The organism is Nocardioides psychrotolerans (assembly GCF_900113685.1).
GTDB classification, from domain to species: Bacteria; Actinomycetota; Actinomycetes; order Propionibacteriales; family Nocardioidaceae; genus Nocardioides; species Nocardioides psychrotolerans.
In genome coordinates, this window is the sequence record NZ_FOQG01000005.1 from 126866 (window position 1) to 139275 (window position 12410).

A 12410-nucleotide genomic window follows, 5' to 3' on the forward strand; every position below is an offset into this window, starting at 1 on the left:
GGGTCGGGCTACTGGTCGCCGCCGCCGAACATGATCTCGTCCCAGCTCGGCACCGAGGCACGCCCACGCTTCTTGGCGGGACGGCGGGCCGGCGGCTCGTTCTCGGCGGGGTCGTTCTTGTCGGGGTCGTTCTCGTCAGGGCCGCTCTCGGTCACGGACTCGGCGGCACTCTCCGCAGACGGCGCCTCGGCGGCGGCGGCCTCGGTGGCCTCCTCGCGTGCCTCCGGGTCGTCGGAGGCGGGGGAGTCGTCGAGGAACGCCTCGAGCGGGATGTCGCCGCCGAGGTCGGCGGTCGCGCCCTCCGGCTGGGGGTCGTCGCTGACCATCTCGATGACGTCGTCGCCCAGGGGCAGCTCGTCGGCAGGGACGGCGGACAGGCGTCGGGTGCGCGCGGAGCGCAGGTCGTCACGGGGCTCGGGGGCGGACGCGACGGCCTCGCCGACCAGCCAGCGGGCGTCCTCGTTTGCGAGGAGCACGAAGTTGCCCGGGGCGTCGAAGGTGAGCTCGGCAGTGCCCTTGCGCTTGATCGACTCGAAGGTCCCGCGCAGCGACCACCGCCCGTCCTCGCGCCGCCAGGCGTCCCACGTCACCGTGGTGGGGTCGACGTTGAGCGAGCGGAGGTGCGCCTCGACGGCGTCGCCGAGGGTGCGGGCACCGCCCGCCGGCTCGCCCGTCGTGCGACGCACGGTGGAGCGCTGCGCCCGGTCGGCGATGTGTTCACGCTCGGCGAGCACCGGCCCGGCGTAGATCATGATCTTCTCGATGCTGGTCTGCGCGGCCTGCGCGACGGCTTCGGGCGACTCGCCGGCCCGGATGCGGGCCTGGATGTCGCGGGGACGGAGGGATGAGTCCATCTGAATCTCCAACTGGCCGAGGCGAGAGCTGTCGCCGCGGAGTGCGGCCCGCAGGCGGCGGTCGAGGTCGAGGGTGAACTCCACCCCCGCATCGCTGACCAGGAGCAGGCGCTGTCCGTCGTCGCTCACTCCTGCGAGCGTGAGGTGCGCCATCGTTCTGCTTCCTGAGTCCTGCGGTGTGAGGTGGGGTGCCCTTGTGGCCGGGTGGCCTGCGGTGAGGACGACCCTACGCCAGCAGACAGGTGCTGCCCGGTCACCGGGCGGCGTGCCCACCGGCCAATCTCGGGCTGCCGGGGGCACTATTCTTCCCTGGTGCCGAGCACCCTGGTCGTCCTGGATCTGGTGGGGATCTTCGTCTTCGCCATCTCCGGCGCGCTGGTGGCCGTTCGCAAGGACCTCGACGTCTTCGGTGTGCTCGTCCTGGCCGGCACGACGGGCCTGGGCGGCGGCTTCCTGCGCGACGTCCTCATCGACGCCACGCCCCCCGCCGCGCTGGCAGACTGGCGCTACCTGCTGGTCCCCGCGGCGGCCGGACTGCTCGCCTTCGCCTTCCACCCGCTGCTCGGGCGGATGGAGCGCATGGTCAACGTCTTCGACGCCTTCGGGCTCGCGCTCTTCTGCGTCGCGGGCGCGACCAAGGCGCTGGAGTACGGCCTGGGTCCCTTGCCTGCGGCGCTCATGGGCATGCTGACCGGCATCGGCGGCGGGATGCTGCGCGACCTGATGGCCGGGCGCGTCCCCGTGGTCTTCCGCGGCGAGCTCTATGCGACCCCGGCCCTCGCCGGCGCAACCGTGGCCGTCCTCGGCACCCGCGCCGACCTGCCGGTCGTCGCCGTGGCCGTCACCGGTGCCGCGGTCTGCCTGACCTGGCGGCTGCTCGCCATGTGGCGTGGCTGGCAGGCCCCGATGCCCACGGGGCCCGCCAGCGTCTGAGCGTCGGGGTGGCTCAGCTCAGCCGCCCAGGACCTCTCCGACGGGCAGCTGCAGCTCGCCCTCGACCCCGGCGCCGTCGATCAGCAACGTGCAGCTCGACGTGGCGATCGAGCAGGAGAACAGGTCGGCGCTCGCCTCCTCGCTCTCGAGCGCGATCACCCGAACGGTCTCCTCGTCGACCCACTCGTAGACCGTGGAGAAGAAGTAGCGGGTCGGTATGCTCGGGGAGAGGTCGGTTCCGTCGCGGTTGACGACCTTCACCCACTCGCTGTCGGGGGCATAGCTGGTCGCCAGGGGCGACAACACCCCGCTGCCTTCCAGCACGCCGGGCAGCGGGCGTGCGGTTCCGCGGGTCTCGCCCAGCTCGACGCCCTCCTGCCCGTAGAACGCGAGGACGCCGGCCTGCACGTCGATCAGGTCGAAGCCGTTGACGGCGCGGGCGTCGACCACCGTGGTCCCACCGGTCGCGACGTCGACCGCGACCAGCCCGCGGGTGTCGCGCCAGTAGGCCGTGTCCCCGTCGATGGCGTAGAAGTAGGCCGGGTCGGTGTCGTCGGCCAGGTTGCTCATCCCCGGGCGGGTGGCCGAGTCGTCGTCGAGCACGATCTCGTCGTCGTCCTGGTCATAGACCTGGAACGCCGGCTGCTCCCCGGACCGGTCGACCCAGCCGACCAGCGAGCTGTCGTGGTCGCTGACCAGGCGGGGGTCCGTTGCGTCGACCGTGCCGACCTCGGTGACCTCGCCGCCGACGACGGAAAGCACGCGACCCCGGGCGTCGGCCACGACGTAGCCCACGTCGGTGCGGACGAAGGCCCGGATCGTCTCGCCGAGGTCCGTCTCGGCCGGACCGGCGTGCAGGATCGATCCGTCGGCCCAGGACACGAGGTCCGTGGGCAGCACGTCGGTGGCGAGGGCCCCGGCCGGGTCGGGAGTGCCGTCGTCGGAGACCAGGGCGGGGACGACCACCGCGGCAGTGACGGCCAGCGCCGCGAGGGAGCCGGCGGCGACGAGGCCGCGCCGGCGGCGTACGCGCCGGTCGCCGGAGCGCACCAGCAGGTCCAGGTCGGGGGGCGGGAAGTCCACGTCGACAGCGCGGTCGTGGAGCAGGTTTCGGAGCTTCTCGGTCATCGGTTCACCACCAGGTCAGGGAGGGGGAGGAGGTCGGCGTCGTCGCCGAGGTGCTCGCGGAGCTTGGCGATGCCGGCTGACACCTGGCTCTTGACCGTGCCGACGGCACAGCCCATCGCGTCCGCGGTCTGGACCTCGGTGAGGTCCTCGTAGTAGCGCAGTACGATCGCGGCACGCTGCCGCGGCGGGAGCTGCTGGAGGCCGTCCCAGAGCCACTGGCTCTGGGTGACCGCGTCGTCGTGGCCGCTGGTCCGGCCGGCGGGCAGGACCTCGGTGGTGCGCTCGTGGCTCCAGCTCTTGCGGCGGAACCACGAGATGGCCGTGGTCGTGATGGCCTTGCGGCAGTAGGCCTCCGCGTTGCCCTTGTCGCGCAGCCGCGGCCAGGCGGCGTAGGTCTTGACCAGCGTCTCCTGCACCAGGTCCTGTGCGAGGGCCTGGTCGCCCACCATCAGGTAGGCCGCTCGGTGCAGGGCGCCCGAGCGCCCGGTCACGAACTCGGCGAACTCGTCGCGTCGTGTCATCGCAGCTCCTTCGTCATCCTCATGCCCACCAGACGAGGTGACGTGAGGGAAAGGTTCGCCGGGTGGCTCAAGGCCCCAGGACCCGGCGCAGGTAGCCGTTGGAGAAGACCCGGTCGGGGTCGAGGCGGTCGCGCATGGCGAGGAAGTCGTCGAAGCGGGGGTAGAGCGGGGCCAGCCCGTCGGCCTGGCGCGTGTGGACCTTGCCCCAGTGGGGGCGGCCGCCGTGGACACGCATGACCTGCTCCATCAACGCGAAGTACGCCGTGTGGTCGGCGCGGCGGTGCGTGTGGAAGGCGAGGTAGAACGAGTCGCGCCCGCTGGCGGTCGACAGGGGCAGGTCGTCGGCGGGGGCGACCCGGATCTCGACGGGGAAGCTGACGGTCAGGTCGGAGGCGTCCAGGGCCGCTCGTGCCTCACGCAGGGCCGAGAGGCCGGCCGCACGCGGAACGGCGTACTCCATCTCCTTGAAGACGACATTGCGCTCGGTGGTGAAGACCCGGTGGGCCACGTCGCTGTAGGTGCGGGCGCCGAGCATCCGGGCGTTCATCCGGTTCATCCGGGGGATGACGCGCGGCGCGCGGTTGGCGGCGGCCGTGAGCAGCCCGAAGGCCTTGTTGGAGAGCAGCTCGTCGTCGACCCAGGCGCGGGTGCGTGACAGCGGCTCGGCCTCGGAGAGGTCGGCGGCGAGCCGGTCGTTGCGCTTGGTCAGCATCCGGTCGGAATGGGGGAACCAGTAGAGGTCGACGTGGTGGCTCTCGGCCACCATCTGGTCGAAGGAGCCGAGCGCCTCATCCCACCGCATCGGACGCTCGGTGGCCTCGAGCAGGAAGAGCGGCTCGACGCGGAAGGTGATGGCGGTGAGGACGCCGAGTGCGCCGAGGCCGATGCGGGCGTGCTCCAGGACGTCGGCGTTCTCCTCGGCCGTCGCACGCAGGACCTCGCCGGTGCCGGAGACCAGCTCGAGCCCGACGACCTGCGCCGCCAGGCTCGCCGCGACGCCGCCGGTGCCGTGGGTGCCGGTCGAGATCGCGCCGGCCAGCGTCTGCTCGGCGATGTCACCCATGTTGTGCAGGCTGAGGCCGAGACCCTCGAGGGCCGCGTTGAAGACCTTGAGCCGGGTGCCGGCCAGGGCGGTGACCGTCATCGCCTCCCGGTCGACGGCGACGATCCCGCTGAGCGAGTGGGGGAGCAGCATCGTGTGCTCGGGGGCCGAGATCGCGGTGAAGCTGTGGCCGGTGCCGATCATCTTCACCGTGGTGCCCTCGGTGCGCGCGCGGTGCACCTCGGCCACCACCGCGGCGGTGTCGACGGGCTGCGCCACCCGCTGCGGGCGCGCGCTGGCGAGGCCCGACCAGTTGACCCACTCAGTCACGTGTCACCACGGGCACCACGATAGGGCGGATCGCCTGGGCCGCCAGCAGGGCGAGCAGACCACCCGCGACCGGCACCAGGTAGGCGGCCGACGCGCCCTGGGTGTCGATCACGACCCCGGCCAGCGCCGCGCCGGGGGCGACGCCGGCGACCAGGCCCGTCTGGAGGAAGGCCATCCCCTCGGTGAGTCGCGAGGGCGGCAGCACCTTCTCCGAGAGCGACATGGTGGCGATCAGGGTCGGGGCGATGGCGAAGCCGGCCACGAAGAGCACCGCACCCATCACCACCATCGAGTCGATGAAGGTCAGGGGAAGCATCGCCACGGTCATGGCCCGTGCCCCCCAACGCAGCCGGTGGTCCGGGCCTCGGCGCCAGGTGACGGCACCGGTCATCACACCGGCGATCAGGGAACCGGCCGCCCAGAGCGCGAGCAGCACTCCGGCGTAGACCTTGGCGCCGCGCTCCTCGGCGAAGGCGACCGTCGCCACCTCGGCGGCGCCGAAGAGGAGTCCCAGGGCCGCGGAGACGACGGTCAGGGGGATCAACGTCCCCCACGGGATGCCCGGACGGTCGGCGCCCGGCTCCGGGCGCCGATGGGTCGGCGGCTCCGTACGACGCTGCGCGGCGAAGGCGTAGGTGCCCAGGACGCCGGTGACCAGGGCGGTGGTGAGACCGGCGACCGGGTGCACGGCCGTGGCGAGCACCGTGACCAGGATCGGACCGGTGATGAACACGGCCTCGTCGGCCACGGCCTCGAGCGCGAAGGCGGTCTGGAGCTCGTCGGGGTCGCGCGTCGCGTGCGACCACCGCGCTCGCACGCAGGTGGCGACCGAGGGCAACGAGGCGCCGGCCAGCACTGCGAAGAGGTAGGTCAGCAGGATCGGCCAGTCGGACTCGACCGACCACATCAGCAGCGCCAGCGCGACGCCCCAGATCGTGATGACCACCGGCAGGACCCGCGACTGCCCGACGCGGTCGATGAGGCGCCCCTGCAGGATCGCGAAGAGCGCGTTGGCCAGCAGGTGGGCGGCCGACACGGCTCCCGCGACGCCGTAGGAGCCCGAGGCGTCCTCGACGAGCAGCACGATCCCGAGCCCCACCATGGAGATCGGCAGGCGCGCCACGAGACCGGTCGCGCTGAAGAGGGCGGTGCCGGGGCGGGCCAGGATCCGACGGTAGGTGGCGAGCATGGGAGGTTGAGGGTAGGTCCATACGATGGGGTAGTGCCCAATCCTGACTCGTCGGTCCCCGCGGCCAACCCCGCCACCAACCCCGCCGCCAATCCCGCCGCCCCCTACGACGCCCTCCTCCTGGTCTCCTTCGGAGGCCCGGAGGCGCCCGAGGACGTGGTCCCGTTCCTCGAGAACGTCACCCATGGCCGGGGCATCCCGCGCGAGCGGCTCGAGCAGGTCGGCGAGCACTACTCCCTCTTCGGCGGCAAGTCCCCCATCAACGACCTCAACCGCGACCTCCTGAAGCGGATCGAGGCCGACCTGGCCGGCGCCGGGATCGACCTCCCGGTCTACTGGGGCAACCGCAACTGGGACCCCTACCTCAAGGACACGCTCGCGCAGATGGCCGCCGACGGCGTCACCCGAGCCGCCTGCTTCGTCACCAGCACCTACTCGTCGTGGTCGAGCTGCAGGCAGTACCGCGAGAACCTCTACGACGCCGTCGACGGCCTCGAGGGTGCCCCGCAGCTGGACAAGCTGCGCCACTACTTCAACCACCCGGGCTTCATCGAGCCGATCGTGGACGCCACGCTGGCCTCGCTCGCCGAGCTGCCCGAGGACGTCCGCGCCGGCGCCCACCTGGCCTTCGTCACGCACTCGATACCGCTCTCGATGAACGACACCAGCGGACCCGAGGGCGGCGCCTACGTCGACCAGCACCTCAGCGCCGTCACCGAGATCGCGCGCCAGGTGTCGCTCGTGACCGGCGTCGAGCACCCGTGGGAGCTGGCCTACTGCTCGCGCTCCGGCGCACCGCACGTCCCGTGGCTCGAGCCGGACGTCAACGACCACCTTGCGTCCCTGAAGGAGGCCGGTGCCCCCGCCGTCGTGTTGATCCCGAGCGGCTTCATCTCCGACCACATGGAGGTCATCTACGACCTCGACACCGAGGCACTGGCGACCGCGGAGGAGCTCGGGCTGCCGGCGCGACGCGCCGCGACGCCTGCCACCGACCCGCGCTTCGTGACGATGGTGCGCGACCTGCTGCTCGAGCGGGCCACCGCCGAGCGCGGCGAGGACGTCGTGCGCGCCAGCATCGGCCGACTCGACGCCCGGTGGGACAGGTGCCCCGTCGGGTGCTGCGCCAACCCGCGTGCCGACCGCCCCGCCCTCTGCGGCGACGCCTGAGCAGGCACCGAGATGACGATCGACATGACCGACGAGCTCGCAGACCTGGCCCTCGGGGCCGCCCGCCTGGCCGCTGACCTGATCCGGGGCCGCAAGGCCGACGGGGTCAGCGTCGCGGCCACCAAGACCAGTGACGTCGACATCGTCACCGAGGCAGACCGGGCCGCGGAGGCGCTGATCCGCGACACGATCCGCGCGCGACGGCCCGACGACGCGTTCCTCGGCGAGGAGGGCGACGACGAGGAGGGCACGACGGGAGTCCGCTGGGTCATCGACCCGATCGACGGCACCGTCAACTTCCTCTACGGCCTCCCCAACTACGCCGTGTCCATCGCCGCCGAGGTCGACGGCGAGGCCGTGGCCGGGGTCGTGCTCAACGTCGTCACCCGCACCGAGTACGTCGCCCGCAGCCAGGACGGCCACCTGGTCGCCCTGCGCGACGGCCGACAGATCGGCGTACGCGATCAGGCGCCGCTGTCACACCGCCTGATCGCCACGGGCTTCTCCTACGACCGCGAGGTCCGCGTGCTGCAGGCGGAGGCCGCCAGTCGGTTGCTGCCCCACATCCGCGACCTGCGTCGCCTCGGCTCGTGCGCCCTCGACCTGTGCCTGGTCGCCGACGGCTCGCTCGACGGCTACGTCGAGGAGGGCGTCAACCTGTGGGACCACGCGGCCGGTGGACTGATCGCCCGGACCGCCGGTGCGACGACTCGACTGGGCACGGGCGTGGGCGGCATGACGCTGCTCGTGTGTGGGCCCGCTCACGGCTTCGAGGAGCTCCACGCGGCCGTCGTCGACGCGGGGTTTGCCGCGCCTGGCACCATCACGGAACGCGGGGAATAGCAGCCGTTCACCCAACGTTCCACCGACCTACCGCCTAGCCGGTGTCGGCGGGGCCACGACGGTGGTGCACAATCTGGCCCGCCACACACACCCGCCCCACACAGCCGAAGGGAGTGAGCGACGCATGGCTACTGATTACGATGCACCGCGTAAGAACGAGGAAGACCAGTCCGAGGAGAGCATCGAAGAGCTCAAGGCGCGTCGCCACGACAAGAACTCCGGCAAGGTCGACGAGGACGAGACGGAAGCCGCCGAGGCCTTCGAGCTCCCCGGGGCCGACCTGTCCCACGAGGAGCTCGCCGTCGAGGTGAAGCCGAAGCAGGAGGACGAGTTCACCTGCATGAGCTGCTTCCTGGTCCACCACCGCAGCCAGCTGGCTGACAGCAAGAAGATGATCTGCCGCGACTGCGCCTAGGGACTTCTCCCTGGCCCAGCACGCCCCGGCTCACGAGACCGGCGTCGGCGCCTTCGGGTCCTGGCCGTCCCTCTGGAGGCCCGGGGGGAGATGTCCGGTCGACTTCGCGTAGTAGTGGGCCGCCTTGCGGGTGGCCATCATCCGGGCGAGCGCGATGAACGTGCCGCTCACCGTGGCCCAGGCCACCGCCTCCCACACGTCCACGTCGGGATCGGCGGGGTTGGCGGGCGGGTTCTTCCCCGTGGCGGCCTTCCAGGACGTGTTGAGTCCCTTCTTGGCGATCGCGGCCGCGCCGAGCGCGGCGGCGAGGGAGAAGACGGACCAGAGCTTGGAGCTGTCGGAAGCCATGGGCCAACCCTAACCAGGCGTCGTGTCACGCCTTCGGGGTGAGGTGCGGGTGAGCTCGCCGACGGCCGCCGCCAGCCGCTCCGGGTGCCGGGTGCTGAGGAGCCAGTAGGGCGTGGGGTCGGCCGCGTCGTGCAGCGAGATCTTGACCGAGCGCTTCAGGTAGGGACGCAGCAGCAGGAACGCGCGGACGTCGGCGTCCCGACCCGCCGTACGACGGGTGGCCTCGGCGTCCAGGGCCACCGCGACGCCGAGGTGGCGTGCCTCGATCGAGGCGCGACCGGCACGCAGGACCCCGTCGCGCACGGAGATCTGGGCGGACCCGAAGGAGATCATCGCGGCGGAGAGCAGCAGCATCGCGACGGCCGTGATCACCGAGGACAGCAGCCCGGGGAGGGCGACGACGAGAGCCAGCCACAGGCTCGCGACCAGCATCGTGCCCTGGACCCACCAGCGCAGGGGCACGCCGAGGCGCTCGCTGTAGGAGGAGGTCTCGGCGGTGCTGCTCACGAGACGAGTCTCCACTAAGGTCCCAGCGTGCTCACGCCCGACCCGTTCGCCCCGGTCCCCGTGGAGGTCGTCCGGCTGGATGCCGACCTCCCGCTCCCGTCCTACGCCCGTCCCGGCGACGCGGGAGCCGACCTCCTCACCACCGTGGACGTGACGTTGGCGCCGGGCGAGCGGGCGCTGGTGCCGACCGGCATCGCGATCGCCCTGCCCGACGGCTTCGTGGCGCTGGTGCACCCCCGATCGGGCCTCGCTGCGCGCCACGGGCTCTCGATCCTCAACACCCCCGGCACCATCGACGCGGGCTACCGCGGCGAGATCAAGGTGTTGCTCATCAACCACGACCCCACCGAGGCGATCGAGCTCCGGCGCGGTGACCGGATCGCGCAGCTGGTGATCCAGCGCTTCGAGCGGGCGGCGTTCGCGGAGGTCCGGGAACTCCCCGCCAGTGTGCGAGGAGACGGGGGTTACGGTTCTACTGGTGGCTTCGGCCATCCCACACCTCGAGGAGACAGTTCGTGAAGTTCCGCCGCAAGTCCGACGTCGACACCACCGCCGAGGCAGTGGAGGACGTGACCGACGAGGTGAGCGTGCCGGCAGGTCCCTTCGACGCCGAGGAGCTGCAGGAGGACGGGGTCGACCGTGTCGACCTGGGCTCCCTGGTCCTCACCCCCGAGCCGGGCCGCGAGCTGCGCCTCCAGGTCGACGAGGCCTCGGGCAACGTGCAGTCGGTCGTGCTCGCCGGCTCCGACGGTGCCGTGGAGCTGCGCGCCTTCTCCGCACCCCGCAACGGTGACCTCTGGGCCGACGTCCGCCCGCAGATCGCCGCCGACATGGAGTCGCGCGGCGGCACGGCCACCGAGCGCGAGGGCCGCTTCGGCACCGAGCTGCTCTGCCACATCGTGATCCAGCAGCCCGACGGCACCAAGGGTGCCCAGCCCTCACGGATCATCGGCGTCAACGGCTCCCGCTGGCTGCTCCGCGCGACCCTGCTGGGCCGCCCGGCCATCGACCCCGAGTCGTCGGCCGCCTGGGAGGAGACGATCGCCAAGGTCGCCGTACGGCGGGGCGCGCACGCCATGCCCGTCGGCGAGGCACTGCCGGTGGTCATGCCCGAGAACGCCCGCCGCGTCGAGCCTCCCACCGCCTGACGAGCGGGGCCGACGATGAGCAAGCTGCGCCGCACGATCAGCAAGTGGGCCAACAACGACGACGCCCATGCCCGCGACCTGCGCAAGACCTACAGCGGTGGGGAAGGCGTCGACTGCATCGTCGACGCGCCCGACCGTGAGGTCGTCCGCCTGCGCGGCACGCTCCGCACCGTCACGTTGCGACCGCGTGGAGGGGTGCCGGCCCTGGAGGCCGAGCTCTACGACGGCACCGGCGTGATCACCGTCGTCTGGCTCGGTCGTCGCCGGATCTCCGGCATCTCGCCGGGACGCTCCATCCAGGTCCAGGGCCGCATCGGCGCCCACGACGGGGTGCGGATCATCTACAACCCGCGCTACGAGCTGATGCCGTGAGCGAGCCCGACCCCGGGGCGGGGGAGCGGACACCGGAGCAGGCGCACGCCTCGGTCGCCACGGTCGAGGAGGTCGTGCGCGCCCAGCTGTCCAAGGCATTGGGTGGGCGCCGCGGGATGGTCGAGGCGGCGGTCCCGACCCTGCTCTTCACGGTGATGTGGCTGACGACCCGCGAGCTGGTCCTGGCCCTGGTCATCAGCATCGCCGCGGCCGTGGCGATGCTCGTGGTGCGGCTCGTGCAGCGCTCGACGACGCAGTTCGTCCTCAACGCGATCTTCGGGATCGGCATCGGCTGGCTCTTCGTCCGGATCGCGGCCAGTCGTGGGGGCAGCGAGGACGAGCAGGCGCTGGCCTACTTCCTCCCCGGGCTGATCTACAACTCCGGCTACACCGTGCTCCTCGGCTTCACCTGCCTGATCGGCTGGCCGCTGGTGGGCTTCATGGTCGGCAGCGTCACCGGCGACCCGACCGCCTGGCACGCCGACCGCCAGGTCGTGCGGCTGTGCACCAAGCTCACCTGGCTGCTCGCCCTGCCGTGCGCGCTGCGCGTCGCCGCACAGGCCCCGGTGTGGTTCGCCGGGCAGTCCGGCGCGATGGAGGCCGACACCGCGGTCGCGGTCCTCGGCATCATGAAGGTGGGTCTGGGCTGGCCGCTGCAGCTGGCCGCCCTCGGCGCCATGGTGTGGCTGCTCTCGCGCGACGCGACCCCGGTCTCGACCGGCGCGCGGCTCGATGCGGGTCCGTCCCCGACGTAGTACAGGTCGACCGCGGGAGCTCGCGAGGTCCCACACGTCCCCCAACGAGGGCGGTGGGCCACACCCGTGACGCGGGAGCCAGGCAGGGACGCCACCGTGGTTCCCGCAGGTCCCTCATCGTCGATCTCCACGAGCGGGTCGACGGGGTAGGCGACGACGTCCGTGCGTGCGTGCGACCCCTAGGGCCTACCGTGGGTGCCCGGCGCCAGCAGGCGCTCGAGCTCGTCCTCGCCGACGTCCGGCACGACGAACAGCAGCTCGTCGCCGGCCTCGACCGGCTGCTCGGGGTCGGGCACGTAGACCTGGCCGTCGCGCAGGATCGTCACCAACGCGCAGTTGTCGGGCAGCGGGATGAGCCCACTGGGCTTCCCGACGTAGGGCGAGTCCGCCGGCAGCGTCATCTCCACCAGGTTGGCATCGCCCTGGCGGAAGGTGAACAGCCGCACCAGGTCGCCGACCGTCACGGCCTCCTCGACGAGCGCCGACATGATGCGCGGGGTCGACACGTTGACGTCGACGCCCCAGGCCTCGGTGAAGAGCCACTCGTTGTTGGGGTGATTGACCCGCCCGACGGTGCGTGGCACGCCGAACTCGGTCTTGGCGAGCAGCGACGTGACCAGGTTGGCCTTGTCGTCACCGGTGGCCGCGATGACGACGTCGCACTTGTCGAGACGGGCCTCCTCGAGCGAGGACAGCTCGCAGGAGTCGGCCAGCAGCCACTCCGCGTCCGGCACCCGCTCGGGGTGGATGGAGCCCGGGTTCTTGTCGATGAGGAGGACCTCGTGACCGTTCTGGATCAGCTCACGCGCGATGGAACGTCCCACGGCGCCGGCTCCGGCGATCGCAACTCGCATC

16 protein-coding genes are annotated in these 12410 nt (G+C 71.8%); 8 read left to right on the top strand and 8 right to left on the bottom strand.

Going from position 1 to position 12410, the window contains the following annotated elements; genetic code table 11:
• Nucleotides 1-8: 8 nt before the first annotated feature.
• Nucleotides 9-1007, bottom strand: a complete 999-nt coding sequence (gene sepH, locus BM204_RS08035) for a septation protein SepH (protein WP_091111890.1) — start codon at nt 1005-1007, stop codon at nt 9-11.
• A gap of 159 nt (nt 1008-1166) precedes the next feature.
• On the opposite strand from sepH, the gene BM204_RS08040 reads away from it, so the two are divergent.
• Nucleotides 1167-1787, top strand: coding sequence for a trimeric intracellular cation channel family protein (locus tag BM204_RS08040; RefSeq protein WP_307725890.1), 621 nt, complete (start codon nt 1167-1169; stop codon nt 1785-1787).
• Nucleotides 1788-1805: 18 nt separating this feature from the next.
• Here the strand turns inward: BM204_RS08040 and BM204_RS08045 are convergent, their stop codons facing one another.
• The 4 genes from BM204_RS08045 to BM204_RS08060 form a co-directional block, all read right to left on the bottom strand.
• Nucleotides 1806-2915, bottom strand: coding sequence for a hypothetical protein (locus tag BM204_RS08045; protein WP_091111891.1), 1110 nt, complete (start codon nt 2913-2915; stop codon nt 1806-1808).
• Nucleotides 2912-3436 carry a SigE family RNA polymerase sigma factor gene (locus BM204_RS08050; RefSeq protein ID WP_091111893.1) on the bottom strand — a complete coding sequence of 175 codons (525 nt, stop codon included), beginning with the start codon at nt 3434-3436 and terminating at the stop codon, nt 2912-2914. The genes BM204_RS08045 and BM204_RS08050 overlap by 4 nt, the downstream gene beginning before the upstream one ends.
• Before the next feature lie 67 nt (nt 3437-3503).
• Entirely contained in the window at nt 3504-4808 is a 1305-nt protein-coding gene (locus tag BM204_RS08055; RefSeq protein WP_091111894.1) for a D-arabinono-1,4-lactone oxidase, read from the bottom strand.
• On the bottom strand, nt 4801-5997 hold the full coding sequence (locus BM204_RS08060) for an MFS transporter (RefSeq protein WP_143099691.1): 1197 nt from the start codon (nt 5995-5997) through the stop codon (nt 4801-4803). The genes BM204_RS08055 and BM204_RS08060 overlap by 8 nt, the downstream gene beginning before the upstream one ends.
• Before the next feature lie 33 nt (nt 5998-6030).
• Between BM204_RS08060 and BM204_RS08065 the strand changes: the two genes are divergently transcribed.
• From BM204_RS08065 to BM204_RS08075, 3 genes are all read left to right on the top strand, one after another.
• Complete coding sequence (locus BM204_RS08065; RefSeq protein WP_091111896.1) at nt 6031-7167, top strand: ferrochelatase; 1137 nt, start codon at nt 6031-6033, stop codon at nt 7165-7167.
• Nucleotides 7168-7179: 12 nt separating this feature from the next.
• A complete protein-coding gene (locus tag BM204_RS08070; protein ID WP_091111897.1) occupies nt 7180-8010 on the top strand; it encodes an inositol monophosphatase family protein in 831 nt (276 codons plus the stop codon).
• Between the two features lie 124 nt (nt 8011-8134).
• The gene (locus BM204_RS08075) at nt 8135-8425 is read left to right on the top strand and encodes a DUF4193 domain-containing protein (RefSeq protein WP_091111899.1); all 291 of its coding nucleotides are present in this window, start codon (nt 8135-8137) and stop codon (nt 8423-8425) included.
• Between the two features lie 30 nt (nt 8426-8455).
• On the opposite strand, the gene BM204_RS08080 is transcribed toward BM204_RS08075, so the two are convergent.
• A complete protein-coding gene (locus BM204_RS08080) occupies nt 8456-8773 on the bottom strand; it encodes a DUF4235 domain-containing protein (protein ID WP_091111901.1) in 318 nt (105 codons plus the stop codon).
• Nucleotides 8774-8782: 9 nt separating this feature from the next.
• Entirely contained in the window at nt 8783-9280 is a 498-nt protein-coding gene (locus BM204_RS08085; RefSeq protein ID WP_091111902.1) for a DUF3093 domain-containing protein, read from the bottom strand.
• 27 nt (nt 9281-9307) lie between these two features.
• Here BM204_RS08085 and dut point away from each other — a divergent pair, with 27 nt between their 5' ends.
• From dut to BM204_RS08105, 4 genes are read left to right on the top strand one after another with little or no spacing between them, the layout of a single operon-like run.
• Nucleotides 9308-9799: a dUTP diphosphatase gene (gene dut, locus BM204_RS08090; RefSeq protein WP_091111904.1), complete on the top strand. Its 492-nt coding sequence runs from the start codon at nt 9308-9310 to the stop codon at nt 9797-9799.
• A complete protein-coding gene (locus tag BM204_RS08095) occupies nt 9796-10428 on the top strand; it encodes a DUF3710 domain-containing protein (protein ID WP_091111906.1) in 633 nt (210 codons plus the stop codon). The genes dut and BM204_RS08095 overlap by 4 nt, the downstream gene beginning before the upstream one ends.
• Nucleotides 10429-10443: 15 nt before the next feature.
• Entirely contained in the window at nt 10444-10800 is a 357-nt protein-coding gene (locus BM204_RS08100) for an OB-fold nucleic acid binding domain-containing protein (protein ID WP_091111907.1), read from the top strand.
• Entirely contained in the window at nt 10797-11555 is a 759-nt protein-coding gene (locus BM204_RS08105) for a DUF3159 domain-containing protein (protein ID WP_218031144.1), read from the top strand. The genes BM204_RS08100 and BM204_RS08105 overlap by 4 nt, the downstream gene beginning before the upstream one ends.
• A 179-nt stretch (nt 11556-11734) precedes the next feature.
• On the opposite strand, the gene BM204_RS08110 is transcribed toward BM204_RS08105, so the two are convergent.
• Entirely contained in the window at nt 11735-12409 is a 675-nt protein-coding gene (locus BM204_RS08110) for a potassium channel family protein (RefSeq protein WP_091111909.1), read from the bottom strand.
• Between the last annotated feature and the right edge of the window lies 1 nt (nt 12410).